This window comes from Cupriavidus sp. UME77, assembly GCF_014170355.1.
Lineage (GTDB): Bacteria > Pseudomonadota > Gammaproteobacteria > Burkholderiales > Burkholderiaceae > Cupriavidus > Cupriavidus basilensis.
This window is the reverse complement of sequence record NZ_LZZU01000054.1, coordinates 115,931-135,936: the sequence shown is the minus strand read 5'-3', so window position 1 is coordinate 135,936 and position 20,006 is coordinate 115,931. Positions and strand designations below refer to the sequence as shown.

Here is a 20,006-nt window from a genome sequence, read left to right as displayed (position 1 = left end):
GGAGTGCCGGAGGAGGAGCGGGGCTTCTCCAGTGCTCCGCGGAAATCGAACTGTCTTTTCCATACATAAAATGGTGAGCGTCTTGGAACCTTGTGAGGTTGATTTGGATGGAACCTTGACCCGGTACCTGAGAGCGGGTACGCGCGGGGAGACAGTCGTCCTCCTTCACGGCGGAACGCCTGCAGGCCTTTTAAGGCAGAGCGCCTACATCTGGGAGCGAAATCTGGCTGCTCTGAGCCAGGACTTTCGTGTGCTGGCCCCGGATCTCCTCGGCATGGGGAGTACGCAAGGGGCTGGAGATGGCATCAGAGGGATCGAGCAGATGACCGAGCACGCTCGCAAGTTTGTCGAAGCCGTGTGCCCTGGATCTGTTCACTTGGTTGGCCATGACGAAGGCGGGATCATTGCCCTGAGTCTAGCGTATGCGTTGCCAACGCGCATTTCCTCCGTAACTTTGGTTGGCTCCAGTGCTGCGCCGACTGGAGACGGCATCGCAAGTCTCGAACTGGCTGGGTATCCGTGTCCGATATCAAATCGTTACGGACAAGAGTGGCTAATGGAGAGGATGTCCTTCTCCGATGCGCATATTGGCGATGGACTGTTCCTCGGGGACGCTGTTAGCTGCGCAGTCGGCGGCCACGTAGATGCTGACACCGAGGCGGCGATGCGGGCTTCGATCTCCCGGGCGAAGTCCGCCTGTTTCGCAAGGTTCCGGGAAGACGGATTTCCCGTGCCGATACAGCTTATCTGGGGGCTGCAGGACCGGATTGTTCCCATCGAACACGCGTTCGCTTTGTATGGACTTCTTCTGGAGAAGCAGCCATCCGCGCATCTCCGAATCATCAACCGCGCGGGCAACCTGGTATTCCGGGAGCGCGCAGCAGAGTTCAACGGGATGATTCGCTCGTTCGTCGGCGTTGAATCTTCGTTGAGTCGTCGGCGCGTGGCACGCGCAGGATGGCAGATGGCGGCGCCACGGTAACGGCGAGGCTAGCTCGTCAATTATTTAGGAGAGATGGCGTGGATGCGAATGTGCTTGGATCGGTAGGGGCGGCATTAGTTATGCTACTCGAGCCGCATCGTCTGATGTTCTTGTTTGGCGGTGTGACGCTCGGCTTAGCGCTCGGGATTATTCCAGGGATTGGAGGCGTTGCGGGGGTGGCGATTTTGCTACCGTTTACGTTCGCCATGGACCCAGCCACTGCAATTGCGCTGCTGTTGGGGTTGCTTTCTGCGGTGACTATTGGGGACCCAATCTCCGCCATCGTGCTGGGGGCGCCTGGTTCGGCGGCATCGGCGGCAACTACCCTAGATGGCTTTCCCATGACCAAGCGAGGGGAGGCGGGTAGAGCACTGGGGGCGGCCTACTTCTCCGCAATGCTTGGAGGGCTATTTGGCGCCCTACTGATGGGCGTTGCCATTCCAGTAATCAAGCCAGCCATCCTTTATGTTGGTTCGCCTGAGTTGCTCGGAATGGCGGTGTTGGGGCTCTCTCTCGTTGCCGTTCTGTCCGGACGGACGCCTCTGCGTGGGCTGACCGTCGCCTGCTTCGGCGTAATGCTGGCTATGATTGGGCCAGATACTCAGACTGCCACGGACCGTTGGACCTGGGACATCGACTACCTTCTGGACGGGTTACCGCTGGTCCCGCTGACCCTGGGTCTATTTGCTCTTCCGGAACTCTGCGACCTGGCGGTCAGCCGCACGTGTCTTGTTGGTGACATCGCGGTACAGAAAGGCTCAGACTCAGCCACGCGGAAAGGATGGGCGCGTGTGTTTCAACCGGGGCTTCTTGAGGGTCTGCGCGACTGCTTCCGCCATTGGTTCCTAATCTTGCGATGCTCCTGGATTGGTGCCGTGATCGGCGCTGTCCCGGGAATCAGCGTCTCGGTCATTGAGTGGATCTCCTATGGCCATGCACTGAAAACCGAAAAGGATGCGTCCAAGACGTTCGGGAAGGGTGACGTACGGGGTGTTATTGCCGCCGAGAGCGCAGCGAACTCGCGCGAAGGTGGTGCACTGGTACCGGCGATCGTGTTCGGCGTGCCAGGCTCGGCGGGCATGGCTTTGCTGTTGGGCGCCTTCCTCATGCACGGGTTGGTGCCTGGGCCGGAGATGCTCACAAAACATCTGGATCTCACTTACGCGATGATCTGGAGCGTTGCGCTGGCCAACATTCTCGGGTCTGGCCTCTGCTTTCTGTTTTCCGGCCACTTTGCTAAGCTTGCAACGCTACGTTACACCCTGATTCTTCCTGTGGTGCTGTGCTTTGTCTTCGTTGGTGCATTCGAAGGGCAGCGCAGCTGGGGTGATCTTGTATCGCTGTTCTTCTTTGGTGTGCTTGGCTCTATTCTGAAGCATTCCAAGTGGCCGCGTCCTCCGCTTGTACTGGGTTTCATTCTGGGGTCGATCGTTGAGCGGTATATGTTCATCTCGATCGAGCGCTATGGGATGGGTTGGATGACACGCCCCATTGTGGTGGCACTGTTCTTGCTCGCAGCCTTTGCAATCCTCGGGCCGCTGTACCAGGACGTGCGGGCCCACGGTGGCATTCGTGGAATGCTGTCTGGTTTCTCCAAGCCCCACTGGCGGGTAACCAACTGGCTCCACGCGGTGATGCTCTGCGTGTTCATCGTCTTGGTCAGTCAAGCAACGAAATGGAACTTTGCCGCAAAGGTCATTCCTCTGGTTGTAGGCGTGGCCGCTATTGCATTCTGCGCGCTCGCCTTGCTCAATGAGGTGTTCAGGTCCACGGTGGCGACGGGCAATCCAGACAAGATCCATATGGACGTCGGCGGCAATTTTGAGGATCTCAGTCAGCGTACGGTACTTCTCCGCTCCGCCATCTTCTTCGGTTGGATTCTACTGTTCATGGCATCGATGGCGCTCATTGGATTGATACCGACGGTGCCACTTTTCATTGTGGCCTACATGCGGTTGGAGGGGCGGGAATGCTGGAAGACGACCGCAATGCTAGCGATTGGCATGACGCTGTTCATCTATCTGGTCTTCGACAGGCTTCTTCTTATACCGTGGCCGGGATCCCTCGTCGGAGATTGGCTCCCTGCATTGAAAGATGTCATTCCATCGATGTAACTCACATACAGACAGGCCTACACCTGCGAAAGGATCTGCCATGAAGACTTCATTCACCACCCTCCTTGGGCGGGCTTGCTTGATTGCGGGATGCGCAGCAGCTATGCCGGCCTTTGCTGCCGATTCCAATTTCTACCAAGGTAAGACCATCGAAATCGTCATCGCCTCCGGTCCTGGCGGCTTCGACTACATCGGCCGGCTCGTCGCTCGTCATCTAGGGAAGCACATCCCTGGGAACCCCAATGTGGTGGCGCAGAACATGCCTGGCGCGGGTGGTCTGGCCGCTGCGAACTACCTCTACCGAAAGGGCAGGAAGGACGGCACGATGCTTGGGCAGTTGCCGGCAAACATCATTGTGGAGGACTTGCTGGGCAGCCCAGGGGTCTCTTTCAAGGCCGCTGAATTCAACATGATCGGGCGCGTCGCCAGCGGGATTAACCTGACGTTTGTCCGTGCTGATGACAACAAGGTAAAGTCGATTTCTGACGCAAAAAATAGGGAGACGGTACTCGGAACGACGGCTCCTGCTTCGTTGGTTCAAGTCTTCCCGAACGTCATGAACAATTTGGCGGGTACGAAGTTCAAGTTTGTTTCGGGATATCGTGACTCGGCGTCTACCATCCTTGCCGTTGAACGGGGGGAGGCGGACGGGGCGACTATCGGCATCAACTCTCTGTACTCGCTTCGTCCGGGCTGGGTCAAGGACGGTGCGGTGAGGTTTCTTGTCCAGTACACGCCGACTCGAAGCAGTCAACTTCCTGACGTGCCTGCTGTAACCGAATTCGTCAGCTCGTCCGCCGACCGTGAGGTGCTTAACGTCTTTCTGACGGCCGTTACGCTCGGCCAGCACATCACGGCGCCTCCGGGCGTTCCTCCAGAGCGCATCAAGATTCTCCGCGACGCGTTTGATGCGATGCTGAAGGATCCAGCACTGCTCGCGGAGGTCAAGGCATCACACACGTGGTTCGACCCGATGAGCGGGGCGGAATTGCAGAAGCTGACACGTACAGACCAGTTCGGCCCTGACGTAATTGCACGGGCGAAGGCGATTCGAGCGGGCAAGTAGGAGTTGCTTCGAGGCGAGAAGACCCAGGCGAAGGCCACCGCACACACGAGGAAACCTCGTGTGTGCGGTGGCTTGTTTGCCTTCTCGCATTCGCGGTTAAGATGCAGGTATCCCGGAATGGAGGAGAGACAAGGTGGACATCACAGGGCTGCGCTACTTTGTCGAGGTAGCCAAGGCAGGAAGCTTCTCTCGGGCCTCAGTGACGATCGGGATGGCACAGCCGTCCTTAAGTCGCCATATTCGAAAGCTCGAGGAAGAGCTCAAGCATGAACTGTTCTACCGCCACGGCCGCGGAGTCGTGCTGACGGATGCCGGTGTGCAACTGCAGAACACGGCGAACACGATATTGTGCTTGTTGGAGGATGTAAAACGGGAACTAGTGGAAAGCGGAGGAACACCACAAGGGCGGGTAACGCTGGGCGTTCCGCCTTCGATCGGGGCGACCTTGGTATTGCCTGTTGCCATGCACTTTCGCCAGGTTTGTCCCGATGCAGGCCTTCGCGTGAAGGAGGGATTCAGTAGTTCTTTGGGCGAGTGGATAGAGGAGGGCCTCCTCGACGTCGCGGTACTCTACGATGCCGCGCGGAATCGCAATCTGAACGCGGCACCGCTCCTCCTGGAGGACCTATTTCTGATTCAGAATCGCGAGATGCCGGCGGATCGGGAAGTGGAGTTGGACGAGCTGGAGGGAATGCCGCTGGTTCTTACCGGCCCGGAGAACGGACTACGGCGTGTAATCGAGCGGGCGACAGAGCAGGCCGGCATCAAGCTCAACATCGTCATGGAAGTCGATTCTATTCCTGCGCTTCGGCAGTTGGCGGGTGCCGGCATGGGAGCCACGATCTTGCCATTTGGAGCAGTGCATCGCGAGATTCGCATGGGCAGACTGGTCGCGCGGAAGATTGCATCGCCCGATATGCGGGCCTTGCTGGTCGCTGCAACTCCGCTCAACCTGCCGATTTCTCCCGCCGCGCGCTCGCTACTTCGAGTTATCCATGCGGAAGCTCTCAGGTTTGTGGAAACGGGCGTACTCCGCGGTACAGTTGACTGTAACCTCAACCGCGTTCGAGATGACTTGAGCGGCGTCGAAACAGAGTAACGCATGGCGTACCGGCCCAAGGTTGCTAAACCAGGCCGGTAGCCTTGCGTGTCCTAGAACTTATGCCGGATGCCAACGGCGACGCCAGTCTGCCCGACATCCTTGTTGTCCAGGCTCGAAACACTCGCGAAGTTGAGGCCGGCATGCTTCGCGTATGCCACGGAACCGTAGAGGTCAGTCCGTTTGGAAAGCGAGTAGATGGCCGACACTGCCACCTGCCACGGATTGGGTGGATTCGTGCCACTCTGGGTGCGGACGTCGTCGTAGTAGTAAGCCGCAATCACGGTGAGTGCGCTATAGACTTGCTGTCTGACACCGAACCACCATAGGTTATCGCGGAATGTCACTGCGCTTGCGGTGCTGGTGTCCTCCCCCCAACGGTACCCGGCCATGACCGATGTCTTCGAGAAATCGTACGAAACGGCGGCACCAAGCCTCTTTGACGCGGTATATCCCTGGGCGGATGGCGCACCGTAGAGAGTATCGAAAGCAACAGTGCCAGATAAATTCGACGCTGATGCGGCGATCGCCGCGCCCCAAGCACTGTTCGCCCTCATACCGCCAGGCTGCTCGCCAAGTGCCCGGTAAGCACCTACGCGAACTGGGCCGAAGTCGCCGGTGTATTTTACGGCGTTGTCGACGCGTTGGGACGCGAGGCTGTTGTATGGTTCAAAGGTAGTGGAATAGGCTTGGGGGGCGAAGTCCAGAATGAAGTCATACATCGTGGAGGATGTGCGGCCAGCGATGATGGTTCCATAGGAGCTGCTAGAGACACCGACATAGGCGTGGCGGTTGAACAGCCGCGTGGAGTCTCCTAGTGCGCCCGTGTCATTGGAGTATCCGCTTTCAAGGACGAAAATTGCCTTGAGATCGCTTGACAGAGCTTCGGAACCCCGAATCCCCCAACGGGGCGAAGAAAGGCCGCCACTGTTCAGCGAAACGAGCCCACCTGTACCGTTCTTTCCCCCATTGTTACTGGTGTAGGCGATGTTGGTGCCCGCAACCCCGTAGAGAGTGACCGTACTTTGGGCCATTGCTGGCCCCGCGCAAGATATTGAGCTCATCAATATCAGGAGTGCTCGGGATTTTCGATGTGATCTCATGGCAGTACGCTCCCTCATACATGTTGTGGTTGTGGTGCTACGAATGGACGTTGAAATCGATATCTTGCGAATGCGCCGTCAGAGCGGGGCCGGGTGTGTTGGCTTCTACCTGCTTACCGACCAAAGGTCACTAAGCAGCTGAACCGTACCGTCGTCTCTCAACTTTATGAGGTGGGCAAGGAGGGTGCGTTGCGCAGCTCGCCGGATGCGAGGCTCAACTGCCTTCGGATACGAGATCCGCAATAAGTCCTCGATGGAAATGGACCCGGAGTTGTGAACCGCGCTCAGAATGTCTGCCTCTTTTCGCAGCCTTAGTTCAATCAACTGGCGGACGTAGGTTATCGGGTCATGGAGGGCGGGGCCGTGTGCCGCCAGATAGCAGCTGTCGCCTCTGGCCAAGAGGCGTGCCAGGCTGTCCAGGTACTGCCTCATGCTTCCGTCAGGCGCAGCCACGAATGAGCTGGACCAACCCATGACATGGTCTCCCGTGAAGACGATGCCATCGCGACGGGCGAAGCAGAGATGATCCGAGCAATGCCCTGGGGTGTAGAGCACGTCCAGGTCGGCGACCACGTCTCCATCGCCAAGTGGCACATCAGGGTGAAATCCCTGCTCGACGGGGTATCGGAAGGCAAACGTCGTTGCACTTGTCTTCGCCACAAGGGCTTCCACGGCGCCGACGTGGTCGCGATGCGCATGGGTAAGCAGAATCTTCGTGATGGGAGTCCGGGCGCCAGCGAGAATGGTATCGATGTGCGCCGGGTCCTCTCCCGGCCCGGGGTCAATCACCACCGTGCCTTCTGCATGGTCCAGTAAGTACGTATTCGTGCCGTGGTAAGTGAGCGGACCAGGATTGTTGGCGACGACTCGGTAAATGCCCGGCAGCAAGAGCTCTGCTTGGGTGCGCCGCGGCTCTGGTTCTCTCAAGTAAGAAATGGTCATTTCGGTTTGCACGGTTTCCTGCGTAATAGCTTGCGCAGGTTGCTGATCCTGATGAAACTAGATTGCCAGATGCATCGAAGCTGAGATAGGTATGAAACTGGATTGCAGATATGCGCCGGTGCTCTGGCACGCCAGGCCCTGACTTGCCCCAAGGACTTGCCGCGGCAGATTGGAGACGCGGACTGCGCGTAAAAAAAAGCGGCCCATTTTGGGCCGAAGAACTACCTTGTATCGACGGGGCAGAGACGTTACCGGTGTACTGCGATGCCTGCCTTTTCCCGGTCCCAAAGGCACTCGGGATTTTCCTGTGCTGCTTCGCGCAGCTTTACCTTGAGAACCTTCTGGCTGGCATTGACTGGGAGTTCTTTGACGTACTGCACAAAGCGGGGAACCATGAAGTAGGCCATCTTCGATGCGCAATACTCGATGAGAGCGGCCTCCGTGAGCTGTTGGTCGGCGCGCAAAACGATGCTTACGGCAACTTCGTCCTCGCTCAGTTCCGATTTCACTGCGTAGGCGGCCACTTCCTGCACTGCAGGATGATTCTGGATGGTTTGCTCGACTTCCCAGGCGGAGATGTTCTCTCCTCGGCGGCGGATGGAATCCTTGGCGCGGTCCTTGAAGTACAGATAACCGTCCTTGTCCATGTAGCCCAGGTCGCCGGTGTGATACCAGCCGTTCCGGATCATCGCCAACGTCTGCAAAGGCATCTTGTAATACCCCGACGACGTGTGCCAGGGTACGTTGCAACGAATCACAATTTCCCCGACTTCGCCTCGCGGAAGCTCGAAGTCCTCGCTGTCGACAATCATGACTTCCCAGCCTTCCCGCGCACGTCCGCACGAGCCAAGCTTCTCTCGAGGGTCATTGAGCGTGTAGGAAACTGGTGCGCCGACGTCCGTCAACCCGTAGGTTGACACAAAGCGGACGTTGAAGCGCTCCTCGAACTCGCGAGCGAACTTCGGAACCGGGGCGACGCGGCAAAACCGAACGTTATGGTTGCGGTCGTGCGCCGAAGGGGGCGTGCTCCAGATGAAGTTCGCCATGGAGCCAAGCAGATTGAAGGTTGTTGCCCCGGCCTGCCTGACATCGCTCCAGAAGCGAGACACCGAAAAACGCCGTGTCAACGCGATGGATCCTTCAGACATCAGGGAGAGATATGCCGCTCCGCGCAGGGCACTCGCGTGGAACAAGGGGAGGCAGATGTAGTAAACGTCAGAGCTGGAGTAGCCGTAGCTTCGAGCATAATTGAGGCCCGTCAGAAGCATAGCCGCCTGGCCGAAAATCACAGCCTTGGATGGGCCAGTTGTTCCCGATGTGAAGGCAATGAAGGCCGGGTCGGAGTAGACAGCCCGCTCGGACGGCGGCATGTCAGGCCCATCGTCGAGAGCGCTAAAACGAATATACGAGCCGTCCGGCTTCTCGGCGTCGGCATCGGCCGCCGTGGTTGGGGTACCAATCACTTTGGTGAGCTTGGGGAGTTCGGCGCTAACTTCGGCGATGCGGTCGAGGAGTGTCAGGTCGACGAATACAGCCTCGACGTCGGCGAGCTCCAGATAGTACTTCAGCAGATCCCCTCGGGATGCGGTGTTGATGGGGACCGTCACCGCACCAATCTTCCCAAGGGCGAAATACAGAAGGAGCTGCTCTGCGCAGTTGTCCATCATGACAGCTACATGGGCGCCTCGGCCAATACCCATGGAAATCAGACTATTGGCCCAGCGGTTCGTGGTGCTGTTGATTTCCGCGTAGGTGTACTGGCGTCCGGTCTCGAGGTAGTTCAAATAGACCTTGTCACCGATATCTGCTGCGCGTTTCTCAAGAATCTCTCCGATGGTCAGCTTCCGGATGTCATAGTCGAGAAAGAGGGAGTTTGACGACGCCATGTGATGTCCTGTAGATGGGGCAGAAGGTAATGTTGGGACTGCGGCCGCAGATGTGAGTCCTGTGGGGACCAGCTTTGATCCGGGTGGCTTTACGGATTCTATGGATTCTATGGATTCCGACTCTGGTGACAACAGACCCCATTCAATACCTGCTATAGCTCACGTGGATGGGATTTCCAACCCGTGGCCGCTCAATTCTTGCATAGCTGGTAGCGAGATTGCGTACGTTCTCGTCCACTTGCTGTCTCGCTAGACTCATTCCAGTCGTCGGACGCTATCCGAGCGCCGAGTAGAAGAGGATGAGAGTATGGATAGTAAGACCCTGGTGATTGGAGGCGGCATTGGCGGGCTCGCCACCGCATTGGCTCTTCTCCGCCGTGGCCACGATGTGGAGGTGTATGAGCGGGTACCCGACCTCCAGGAGATTGGCGCCGGTCTCACGCTCAGTCCGAACGGAACGCGGCTTCTCTTTTCTTTCGGACTGGAATCCAAGATTCGTGAACTGGGCGTCCTGTCGCGCGACCGCGAACTTCGATTGTGGAATACCGGCCAGGCGTGGCCGCTCCAGAATCAAGGCAGCACTTCTGAAGCGCGTTACGGTGCACCCTACCTCACGATGCATCGCGGTGATTTGCACTCGATGCTTCTCGACGCCGTAAAGAAGGTGAAGGCTGATGCTGTCCGCACCGGGTATCGATGCGTCGATGTGTCGAGTTCCGCAAACGGGGTAGTCGCCAGGTTTGAGAATGGAACGACGGCGGCCGGCCAGGTCCTGGTAGGTGCTGACGGTATCCATTCGGCCGTTCGAGAGCAGCTCCACGGAACGCCAAAGCCTCAGTACGTCGGCAACATCTTCTGGCGCGGAATGATTCCGATTGAACGGGTGCCGGAGCGGGAGCGTGGTGTTGCGAGCAGCTGGATTTCGCCTCAAGGCAATGTGACCATGTACCCTGTTCGTCGGGGAGAACTCTTCAACTTTGTGGGGACGGTCAAGAAGCCCAATTGGCACACCAACTCATGGACCGAGAAAGGCACACTCGAGGAGTGCTTGGCGGACTTCGGGGGGTGGCACCCCAACATTCGCAGCATCATCTCCCACATCGAAACCCCATATAAATGGGGCTCGTATCTCTACGAGACAGAGAAATCGTGGTCGAAGGGGCGAATCACGCTCCTGGGCGATTCCTGTCATGCGATGCCCCCGTCGCTGGGCCAGGGCGCGAACATGGCCATTGAAGATGCCGTCGTCTTTGCTCGGTGTGTGGAAAAGTATGCCCCCGACTGGGAGCTTGCACTGGGATGGTATGAAAACCTCCGCCAGCCTCGCACGAAGAAGGTTGTCGACCAATCCTGGGCGCAATCCAAGCGCCGGCATAACGAGGCGCTCGCGAACCCTGATACCGCAGCGTCTTATATCTCGCAGAATTGGGCACCAAGCAAAGTTGGCGACTGGTATGACTGGATCTACGAGTACGACGCGAATGCGGTTCATATCTGACGATCCGATATCCATCTGGTGTGCAGAACCACCCGAGTCAAAATGATGAAGACAGAATTTGATTCCACGTCGCTAGCTCAGGCGGCGGACTTCCTGCTCCGTGACTATCTGCGGCTGGCTCCAGGCGAGGAGGTGCTCCTCACCGCTGACCTGTGCACCGATATGACCGCCGTTCTCGCTGTTGCGAAGGCGGCACGTGTTCTTGGCGCGAAGGTGTGCATTCTGACGATTCCCCAGTTGCCCTATCAAGGGAAGCTGGCGGATCCGTATCTCACCGAAGCCGTATCCGCTGGCCTAAGCAGCTGCGATGTCTGGGTCGACTTCAACTTTCCTTACATCAGTGGGTCTGCTGCCCACGCCCAGGCACTGGCCAAGGGGCGCATGCGATCCGTGAACATCCTTGACCTCGGGCCGGACGGGCTGATTCGACTATTCGGGGGCCTGGATTTTGACCGGCTGTTCTCGGTTCAGACCCGCCTGGACAACCTCATTGCCGCGGCGGAGGGAAAGCGCTGCCGGGTATTGAACGACCAGGGGACTGATGTCACATTTGTCCTTGGCAAGCCCAAGGCCGGTAAGCTACGACACCAATCCATTCCTGGCACGACTTCGCCGCCGGGATCCACGGTCATCATGCCAGACCCGGCGTCTGTCAAGGGCAAAGTGGTGGTGAACGCCGTCTTCCATGAGTGGTACGCGCGCCTGGACGAGCCGCTGACCATTGACGTGGACGGCGACATTCGTATGATTGCAGGTGGAGGTAGCCACCGTAAGGTATTTGAAGCCGCTTTGCGCAGGGCAAGCGGCGGAGCGCTAGGTTCAATCATCCACTTTTCGCATGGATTTCATCCTCGTGCGCGTTTCACAGGGAAATCGTTCAATGAAGACATTCGCGTGCGAGGCAATGATGCGATTGGCTTTGGCACTCCGTGGTGGGAGGAGGGTGGTGGCGAGAACCACCCGGATGCCGTATGTACCGAGCACAGCCTTTACATCGATGAAATCCTGGTGATCGACCACGGTGTTGTCGTTGCTCCGGGGGAATTGAGCGACGCGGACGAGATGCTGGCACGCTCGTAACCTCATGGTTGTTAGGAGACTTAAATGACAAGCATTCAACTCAGGACAGAGCTGTGCGAGATTCTCGATATTCGCTATCCTGTCTGTCTCGCAGGCATGGGGTCTCAGGGGCGAGCGACGCCGCCAGCTCTGGTAGCGGCGGTGTCCGAAGCTGGTGGCCTAGGCGTTATCGGTGGCGCTGGCCTATCAGCTGCTCGGCTACGCGCTGTCATCCGGGAGGTTCGTGCCTTGACAGCTAGACCCATTGGCGTCAATCTCGTACTGCCACAAGCCGTCGCCAAGGCGGAGCTAGACAGAGACAGAATTCGCAGAGAGATCCTGGAGCAGTTCCCAGAGCACGCGGCCTTTGTACGGGATCTTGCCAAAGGATTCGGTCTTGAGCCGGTTGAGCTGGACAGTCGCATTGCCGTGTCAGGCGCTGCCACGGCAGACGGCACAGATGCCGGACTCAGGGGCTCACGCTCGGAGCTTACTCGCAGCTTGATCGATGTGGTTCTCGATGAGGATGTGCAAGTATTCGCCGGGGCCGTGGGTGACCTGAAGCTGATTGCGGAGCCAGCGCACAAGAAGAGAATGCTTGTGATGGGCTTGGCTACGAGCACGAAACAAGCAAAGAGCTATGCGGCGGCGGGCGCCGACCTCATTATCGCGCAAGGTTTGGAGGCCGGCGGGCACGTAGGGCGAGTCCCAAATTTCGCTCTGCTACCGGATGTCATCGACTCTGTTGCTGTGCCAGTCATCGCCGCCGGTGGCATAAGCGATGGCCGGGGCATTGCCGCATCACTGGCATTTGGTGCCGTGGGTGTCTGGATGGGAACGGCTTTCCTGGTTGCTGAGGAATGCAATATTCCCGCCGAACACAAAGCGCAGATTCTGGAGGGGCGGTTGGAGGACTTTCGTGCCGACCGAATCTACTCTGGGAGTCCCATGCGCGGCTTTCGAAATGCGACGATCAAAGCCTGGGAGGACTCGGGCTTGGAGCCGCTCGCGAACCCGTATCAGAAGGTGTTGATGGATGACTTCAATGCGGCTGCGGCGGCTGCCGGACGCTGGGACTTGCATAGCAATCCCAGCGGCGTTGGAGGAGGGCTGCTGACGAAGCCTAGGCCCGCGAGGGAGATCGTTGAGGACCTCGTGAAAGGTGCGTCTGAATCCATCTCCCGACTGGTCGGCAGTGTTTGAGGAGGGTCCCGGTCGCTATTGACCGAGTGCTTTCAGTCGAAGGAGAGCCCTTGCCTGCGCAACGGAGGCCACCGGTCGGTCATACTCTTCGCAGAGCGTTGCAATTTGACTGACCAGGGCCGCATTCGAGGGCGCGAGAGTATCTCGGTCAAGGCGAATATTGTCTTCGAGACCCGTGCGGCAGTGCCCGCCCATCTCATGCGACCAGCGTGCCATAGTGAGTTGGTCGCGGCCGATACCCGCCCCCGTCCAGGTTGCATTGGGCGAAAGCCTACGAAGGGTCGCCACGTAGAAGGCAAGCACCTCCCGGTCGACAGGCATCGCGTTCTTGATGCCCATGACGAATTGCACATGTAGCTCCCCGGCGATCTTGCCGACGCGCTGCATACGGGCGGCCTGGAAGATCATCGAGAGGTCGAACGCTTCAATCTCGGGCTTGACGCCATGCGCCAGTATTTCGGACGCCAGCCACTCCACGAGTTCAGGCGAATTGTCGTAGACCCGAGTGGGAAAATTGACGGAACCTGTGGCAAGGGACGCCATGTCAGGGCGTAGAGAAATCATGCCTCCACGCTCGCGGCCAGCGCCGGACCGACCTCCCGTAGACACCTGAGTAATCATGCCCGGAGCATGTTTGCGAATGCCGTCCAGTACGCGCGCGAATCGATCCGGGTCCGAGGACGGGGTGCCATCGTCGTTTCTCACATGGAGGTGGACAAGCGTTGCGCCTGCTTCGAATGCCTCCTGGGTCGATTCGATTTGCTCGTTGACGGTGACAGGGACTGCGGGACTATCGGTCTTTCGCGGCAATGAGCCCGTAACGGCCACGGAAATAATGCAGGGCTGCGTCATGGTTACCCCGGGAAAAAATACAGGCTTCAGGCGGCAATATGGCCGCAGCAGCGGGAGGGTAGGCATGGCTGTGCCTCAGAACAAACAGGAATTGCTGGATGCCATTCGCACCACCTACCAGAAACTTGCGGTGGATCTTGCCAGTGTGTCACCTGAGCGTGCGCGTGAAGCGACGCTGGAAGGCCATGCGCAAGGCACGCAGATGAGCGTGTCCGATCTGGTGGCCTACCTGATCGGCTGGAATCTGCTGGTGCTGAAATGGTGCGATGGCAAAGCCAAGGGTGTGCCGGTGGATTTCCCCGAAACCGGCTACAAGTGGAACGAGTTGGGCCACCTGGCACAGAAGTTCTATGCCGATCGTGCTGGCGTTGCCTATGCCGATCTGCTACCGCAGTTCGCGGATTTGTATGCCCGCATCGTGGCCCTTGTCGAGCAGGAAACTGATGCCGCGCTGTATGGCGCCCCTTGGTATGAGAAGCACACCCAAGGCCGGATGATTCAGTTCAATACATCGTCGCCCTATGCCAATGCATGGGGGCGGCTGCGCAAATGGAAGAAAGTCAACAATATCGCCTGACGAGTCTTTGCGGTGCACTGACTTTATACTATGGCATCTGGCTGAGCTACAGCCTCGTCGTTGCACCTCTCGCGTTCCTCATTCTTGCCACCGTGTCCCATCGAAAGACAGCGACGCAAGTGGGGAAAGGCTAAACCTGGTGTCTTGACACTATATCGGTGAAGACAATCCCGTGCGCGTTATCGATGTCTTTGTTGATGAGCGCGATCAACGTCTGCCGGCGCTTCATCGATGAGATAGTCGCGGCAGTCGAGATCGTCTCCGGGAGGCGGCTAACGGGGTTGCCCGAAGCGCTCTCGGACTCGAAGATCGACAACTTCTGAATTTCTTTGACCGAGAGACTTCTTCCTGCTTGCACGATTACGCAACGATCGCAGTGTGCAAATCAACCAGTCGATGTCCACGAGAGGTCTCTGTCAGTGCGCTCGGTTGCTGGCGTCCTCAAATTCAGTCTTGAGCGTTTGCACTAAATCAGCGACGGACGGCAAGGATGTGACGGCCGACACGGAATGGCCAGCGCTCCACAAGTCGGCCCACCGCTGGATGACAGCGCCGTCCGAGCCTCCACCAAACTTCTTGCGTGCCTCCTGCACTGACACTGTTTCATCAAGTGCTTCGGGATCAAGTCCAACTCCGACGATGGAAGGCTTAAGGAAGTTGGCGGGCAACCCTGTGAAGGCCCGCGTCGCGAGCACATCATCCATCGAGCTGCTTTGCAACATCTGCTTGTAGGGTTCCGATGCAAGGCTTTCTTCCGTGGCGATGAAGCGTGTTCCTATGCAGCCAAGATCACAGCCAAGCACCGATGCAGCTCGGAGCGCGACCCCGTCCGATAGTCCTCCCGATAGCACGATGGGGCCATCAAACATATCTCGCACGGCGCGCACAAATGCAAAGGGGTTAGCCCAGCCAGTATGGCCACCCGCTCCAGCAGTGAGAAGCACAATGCCATCTACTCCGGCTTCCACCGCGCGCTCGGCATGGTGCAAGGATGCTACGTCTGCAAAAACCAAGCAGCCCCCTGCATGCAGCATTGGAATCACCGAGGCAGGTGAGCCGACGCTGGTAATCACAAGTTCCGTCTTGTGCTGAACGATCAGTTCGACCTCCGATTTGAGCCGCGCCGGGTCACGTCGCATGATGAGATTCGGGCAGTAGGGTGCACGTCGAGGGTCTTGCGCCGCAGCGGCATTTAGGCGCCAGAGCCAGGCATCGAGTTCGTCCAAGGATGCGCAGTTCGCCGTGGGAAACGCCCCAATGACGCCAGCCGCGCAGGCCGCCGAAACCAGTTCTATGCCGGAGACTCGCAGCATTGGCGCCGCAATGACCGGTACCGCCAGCCGGTCCATAAAAGGCAATCGATTCATTCTTGCTCCATGGAAGAGAGGCCGGATATCGACTCTCGGGCCTCATTGATCATTTCAGCCACGATGGCTTGTAGCGGCTCGATCCGGCGGGCAAAGGCGATGGACGGACCAAGCGACGCCATTCCTCGCTCCCAGTCACCGTTTGTATAGCAGTGATCGCGGGTCACCGCGCCACTTATCAGATCGCCGAAAGCGGAGTGGTCGGTCACGCCGGCACGCTCCACTTTTTCTATCTGACGTGCCGTCTCATTGCGCAGCACACGCCAGGTGTTGCCCAGGGAGTGCAACAGGCGGACCGTCGAATGTTCATCACAGCTCACCAAGTGTTCCTTGTAGCGTCTATGCGTGCTGATCTCCTCGCACACCAAAAAGCGGCTGCCGATAAGTACGCCATCGAGCCCTTGCGCAAGGACGGCTGCGATCTGTCGCCCCCGGCCGATACCGCCGCCAAGCACCACCGGAACCCGGAACTGGTCGACGGCAAGGGCTCCTAGAAGCATGGTGGGCAGCTCGTTGACACCGGGATGTCCGCCTTCTTCCATTCCGACCAGCGCAATAGCATCCGCTCCTGCTCGCTCCGCTGATAGCGCATGCCGGATACTCGATGCCTTGTGGATGACGATTGCGTCCGACTTGTGGAGTGTGCCGATGAGCGCTGCGGGTGCATGCCCAGCCGTCTCAAAGATACGAACTCCTCGCTCCAGTGCTGCGTCGATCCAGCGTGGCACTGAAGCATTGGCCTCGGGCCGATGAGACAGCGTCAAATTCACGCCGAAGGGCCTTCCTTCGGTCAATTCATTGCAGTCCCTCAATGCCTGGCTGAAAGCTTCGTCGCTCCGGTATGACCTCGGCGTGATGAAACCCATGCAGCCGGCATTGACCAATGCAGCCACATACCTTGCATCGGACAGCCACATGAGCCCGCCGCCCAGAATGGGATGATCGATCCCGAACAGCAGCGTGATTGGGGTTTTCAACAGCCGCGCCATCGCTCACAAGCCGGTGCTACCCAGCGCTGGGGCGGCACCGAGGTCTGCAGACGCGACACCACTCATTGGAACAGGGTAGTTCACCAGAGGCATGGCGTCACTTTGTGCGAACTTGTCACGCGAAACAAAGTGCGGCTGCGTTGATAGTTGCGTAGGCGTCACCACCGGCGCTACGGGCACGTCGTGCTGGCGCAGCAGTTCAAATGCCTCTTGCGAATCCATGGTTCTGATTACTTGCGCGATGCGGTGATTGATCTCGACGGCAACCGCTTTTCTCGCCTTGTGCGAGCTGTGGCCCTCGCCGCCAAAGGGGGCGAGGTCGATCGCGGCGCACAACCGCTTCCAGAAGTGGTCTTCTAGCGCGGCGATCGACAAGTAATTGTCGTCCCGACACTGAAACGCACCGTAAGCGGCTTTAATCAGAGTCGAATCGCGTTGCTCTTGCAGAGTTGCAGCGCCGCTTGCGCGATAGGCCCCCAGGCGCGGGTTCATCCAATGAAGTGCGCAATCGGCCAATGACACATCCAGATGCTGGCCCTGACCAGTAATCTGACGCTGGAAAAGCGCGGCAAGGGTCGATGACATCGCGTACATGGCGCCGCAAAGGTCCGCTACCGGCAGTCCAAAGCTCTGGGCTGGAGCGCCTCCAGGCGTCCCAGAAACCGCCAATACGCCCGCCGCCGCTAGGTAGTTGATGTCGTGTCCAGGTAGGTCAGCCCAAGGGCCGGTTTGCCCATATCCGCTAAGGGATACATAAATGAGCCGGGGAAACTCCTCGTGCAGCGACGCTGCATCCAGACCTAAACGTGCCATCACGCCAGGTCGGTACGCCTCGACCAGAACATCGGCAGATGCGATGAGGTCGCGCACCTTTGCCCGCTGGTCCCCGTCCTTCAGATCGACAAGAACACTCTGTTTGCCACGGTTTACAGCTTCGAAGGCCCCAACACCCAAAGTGCGGGCATTGTCCCCGTGGGGTGGTCGTTCGATCTTGATCACGCGCGCGCCAAGTTCAGCCAAGTTTTGCGTCAGGAATGGACCCGGCAGCAACTCACTGAAGTCGATGACCGTAATGCCATCCAGTGGGGGGCGTGCCGACATCGTCCTCATGCGGCCACCTCGAGTTCCGCGCGCTCAATGATTACGGCATCCAATGGCAGGGCACCTTCGCCCGATGCTCCGATCCAGACAGGATTGAGGTCCATCTCTTCTATCCTGTCGGCGTTCTGCAGTACGAAGTCAGAGATCTGCACGAGAAGCGCCTCAAGCGCCTGCAGGTCTGCAGGAGGGCGGCCACGTGCCCCTTCAAGCAAGGGGAAGCACCGCATTTCGCGGACCATGGCGGTTGCTTCGCTTGCGCTCAGCGGCAGCATGCGGCGGGTGACATCGCGAAGGATCTCGACATAGATACCGCCTAGACCGAACGTCATGACATGGCCAAACACCTGGTCGCGCGTGACGCCAACCATCAACTCCAGTCCTCCCCGTGGTGCCATCTTCTCGATCAGCAACCCGTCAATGACCGCATCGGGCCGATGTTCTGTAGCTGATCCCATGATGTCCAGCCACGCCTGCCGCACTTGGATCGCATCCTGAAGGCCAACCTTCACTCCGCCGATGTCCGATTTGTGAACGATCTGTTCGCTGGCAATCTTCGCCACCACGGGGTAGCCCATGGTATTAGCCATTGAAACGGCTTCGTCCGCAGAGCGAGCCAGAGCGTTCGGTAAAACGGGGATGCCTGCCGCGAGCAACTGTTGCTTTGCATCGGCCTCAGAGAGGGTGCGAGTGGCGTTCGCCCTGGGAAGCATGGCTACACCCACTTTGGGCATTTGGGCCCCAAGTGCGCGCTTCCAGCGGCCGTATTCAACCCAACGCCGAATGGCCTTTATGCCCTTGCCGACAGACCGCGGCGGCGCAAACCCTTGCTCGACCAACATCCGGTAGCCTTCTCCCAGCCGGTCGCTCATCCAGATCGGAACGATGGGAGTCGCGCATCCCTTTTGGGCGGCGATGATCGTGCGCGCCATCTGGATGGTTGTCTCGCCATAGTCCAGCGCGATGGGAACAATCACACACCCGAGATTGGGATCGCACGCCACGGCGCCCAGGGTCTTCTCGATGAGATCAGCGTCGCTCAATACCGCGGCGGTGGTGTCGACGGGGTTGTCGATGGCGGCATAGTCTGGAAGTAGCTCTCCCAGCAGTTCACGCGTGTGCGGCGCGAACTGAGCAAGTGTCAGTCCTGACGAGCCCACGGCATCGGCGGTCAGCGCGGCGGTCCCCCCGGACGATGTGTAGATGGCCACTCCTTCGCTGGCAACTGGCTGGGCGCGGGCAAACAGCCAAGCCGTGTCAACCAGTTCGTCGATGTCGTCGACTTCAATGACGCCGCATTGGCGGAACACTGCACTGTTGACCTCGGCCGAACCTGTCAAGGAGGCCGTGTGGGACTGCGCAGCCTTCTGGCCGTACTCCGATTTCCCCACCTTCAACGCTATCACTGGCTTCCCGTTGGCGGCGGCGCGGTTGACTGCAGCTACGAACTTTGCCCCGTCTTTGATACCTTCGAGCAGCGTGACGATCACCTTGATGTCAGGTGCGTCGGCCATGTAGTGGATGAAGTCCGCCACTTGCAGATCAACCTCATTGCCGGTGGAAGCCCACAGGCCGATTCCGATGCCGCGATCCATGGCCTGCATCACATTGCGGCCCAGCCCTCCGCCCTGAGTGGCCAATCCGATCGGGCCTTTGACCAGGTCGTGAGGAAACGACGGTGAAAACGTCAGGCCCAAACGATGGTTCACGTTCGTCAGGCCCGGACAGTTCGGCCCATAGATCCGCATCCCGCCTGCTTCAGCGATTTCCTTGAGGCGCACCTGCGCGCGCTCGCCTTCGTCGCCCGCTTCGCCGAAGCCGGAAGTGAGCACAATGGCAAACAGTACGCCACGGGATGCGCATTCTTCCGCCACGGCCAGCACTCCAGAGGCCGGCACTACGATCACCGCCAGGTCAGGCGTTGCAGGCAGCGAAGCCACGCTGGGCCAGCAGCGGTGACCTCGGATCTCGGTCTTGGTAGGGTTCACGAGGTAGATGTCACCATCGAACTCGGAGTGCTCCAGGAGGTTGGTCATGGTGCGTTCACCGATGCTGTGCATGCGATCCGAAGCACCGACCAGCGCGATCGATCGGGGGCGGATAAGTCTCGAGAGATCAGTCAAGCGTGTCTCCAATGAATTCTGATTAGGTGTAGTTGCCGGGTCCCGCGT

Annotated in this window: 17 protein-coding genes; 9 read left to right on the top strand and 8 right to left on the bottom strand. The window is 58.7% G+C overall.

What is annotated here, in order from left to right; all coding sequences use genetic code 11:
- Nucleotides 1–70 precede the first annotated feature (70 nt).
- The 4 genes from A9975_RS21980 to A9975_RS21965 all read left to right on the top strand — a co-directional run bounded on the left by A9975_RS21980 (nt 71) and on the right by A9975_RS21965 (nt 5,261).
- Nucleotides 71–982, top strand: coding sequence for an alpha/beta fold hydrolase (locus A9975_RS21980; RefSeq protein ID WP_255503365.1), 912 nt, complete (start codon nt 71–73; stop codon nt 980–982).
- A gap of 38 nt (nt 983–1,020) precedes the next feature.
- A complete protein-coding gene (locus A9975_RS21975; protein WP_370565200.1) occupies nt 1,021–3,096 on the top strand; it encodes a tripartite tricarboxylate transporter permease in 2,076 nt (691 codons plus the stop codon).
- 40 nt (nt 3,097–3,136) lie between these two features.
- Nucleotides 3,137–4,162, top strand: a complete 1,026-nt coding sequence (locus tag A9975_RS21970; protein WP_183034641.1) for a tripartite tricarboxylate transporter substrate binding protein — start codon at nt 3,137–3,139, stop codon at nt 4,160–4,162.
- Nucleotides 4,163–4,295: 133 nt separating this feature from the next.
- Complete coding sequence (locus tag A9975_RS21965) at nt 4,296–5,261, top strand: LysR family transcriptional regulator (RefSeq protein WP_183034640.1); 966 nt, start codon at nt 4,296–4,298, stop codon at nt 5,259–5,261.
- A 53-nt stretch (nt 5,262–5,314) separates the two neighbouring features.
- Here A9975_RS21965 and A9975_RS21960 read toward each other — a convergent pair whose 3' ends face one another.
- From A9975_RS21960 to A9975_RS21950, 3 genes are all read right to left on the bottom strand, one after another.
- Complete coding sequence (locus A9975_RS21960; RefSeq protein WP_255503364.1) at nt 5,315–6,325, bottom strand: porin; 1,011 nt, start codon at nt 6,323–6,325, stop codon at nt 5,315–5,317.
- Between the two features lie 144 nt (nt 6,326–6,469).
- Entirely contained in the window at nt 6,470–7,306 is an 837-nt protein-coding gene (locus A9975_RS21955; RefSeq protein ID WP_220810848.1) for an MBL fold metallo-hydrolase, read from the bottom strand.
- Nucleotides 7,307–7,554: 248 nt separating this feature from the next.
- The gene (locus A9975_RS21950) at nt 7,555–9,192 is read right to left on the bottom strand and encodes an AMP-binding protein (RefSeq protein ID WP_183034638.1); all 1,638 of its coding nucleotides are present in this window, start codon (nt 9,190–9,192) and stop codon (nt 7,555–7,557) included.
- 307 nt (nt 9,193–9,499) lie between these two features.
- Between A9975_RS21950 and A9975_RS21945 the strand changes: the two genes are divergently transcribed.
- The 3 genes from A9975_RS21945 to A9975_RS21935 are packed head-to-tail and all read left to right on the top strand — an operon-like array spanning nt 9,500 to nt 12,952.
- The gene (locus tag A9975_RS21945; protein WP_183034637.1) at nt 9,500–10,690 is read left to right on the top strand and encodes an FAD-dependent monooxygenase; all 1,191 of its coding nucleotides are present in this window, start codon (nt 9,500–9,502) and stop codon (nt 10,688–10,690) included.
- A gap of 42 nt (nt 10,691–10,732) precedes the next feature.
- Nucleotides 10,733–11,770: a hypothetical protein gene (locus A9975_RS21940; protein ID WP_183034636.1), complete on the top strand. Its 1,038-nt coding sequence runs from the start codon at nt 10,733–10,735 to the stop codon at nt 11,768–11,770.
- A gap of 24 nt (nt 11,771–11,794) precedes the next feature.
- Nucleotides 11,795–12,952: a nitronate monooxygenase family protein gene (locus tag A9975_RS21935; protein WP_183034635.1), complete on the top strand. Its 1,158-nt coding sequence runs from the start codon at nt 11,795–11,797 to the stop codon at nt 12,950–12,952.
- A 15-nt stretch (nt 12,953–12,967) separates the two neighbouring features.
- Here the strand turns inward: A9975_RS21935 and A9975_RS21930 are convergent, their stop codons facing one another.
- Complete coding sequence (locus tag A9975_RS21930) at nt 12,968–13,804, bottom strand: 3-keto-5-aminohexanoate cleavage protein (RefSeq protein WP_183034675.1); 837 nt, start codon at nt 13,802–13,804, stop codon at nt 12,968–12,970.
- A gap of 64 nt (nt 13,805–13,868) precedes the next feature.
- On the opposite strand from A9975_RS21930, the gene A9975_RS21925 reads away from it, so the two are divergent.
- Both A9975_RS21925 and A9975_RS21920 read left to right on the top strand, forming a co-directional pair.
- Entirely contained in the window at nt 13,869–14,381 is a 513-nt protein-coding gene (locus A9975_RS21925; RefSeq protein WP_183034634.1) for a ClbS/DfsB family four-helix bundle protein, read from the top strand.
- A 185-nt stretch (nt 14,382–14,566) separates the two neighbouring features.
- On the top strand, nt 14,567–14,704 hold the full coding sequence (locus A9975_RS21920; protein WP_183034633.1) for a hypothetical protein: 138 nt from the start codon (nt 14,567–14,569) through the stop codon (nt 14,702–14,704).
- A 93-nt stretch (nt 14,705–14,797) separates the two neighbouring features.
- Here the strand turns inward: A9975_RS21920 and A9975_RS21915 are convergent, their stop codons facing one another.
- Genes A9975_RS21915 through A9975_RS21900 form a run of 4 tightly spaced genes read right to left on the bottom strand, consistent with a single transcriptional unit; the run spans nt 14,798 to nt 19,958 of the window.
- Entirely contained in the window at nt 14,798–15,748 is a 951-nt protein-coding gene (locus tag A9975_RS21915; protein ID WP_183034632.1) for a nitronate monooxygenase family protein, read from the bottom strand.
- The gene (locus tag A9975_RS21910) at nt 15,745–16,725 is read right to left on the bottom strand and encodes a nitronate monooxygenase family protein (RefSeq protein ID WP_255503363.1); all 981 of its coding nucleotides are present in this window, start codon (nt 16,723–16,725) and stop codon (nt 15,745–15,747) included. The genes A9975_RS21915 and A9975_RS21910 overlap by 4 nt, the downstream gene beginning before the upstream one ends.
- 15 nt (nt 16,726–16,740) lie before the next feature.
- Nucleotides 16,741–17,847 (bottom strand): CaiB/BaiF CoA-transferase family protein, encoded by a 1,107-nt coding sequence (locus tag A9975_RS21905; protein WP_183034630.1) that lies wholly within the window; start codon nt 17,845–17,847, stop codon nt 16,741–16,743.
- Nucleotides 17,844–19,958, bottom strand: a complete 2,115-nt coding sequence (locus A9975_RS21900; protein ID WP_255503362.1) for an acetate--CoA ligase family protein — start codon at nt 19,956–19,958, stop codon at nt 17,844–17,846. Before A9975_RS21900 ends, A9975_RS21905 begins: the two co-directional genes overlap by 4 nt.
- Between the last annotated feature and the right edge of the window lie 48 nt (nt 19,959–20,006).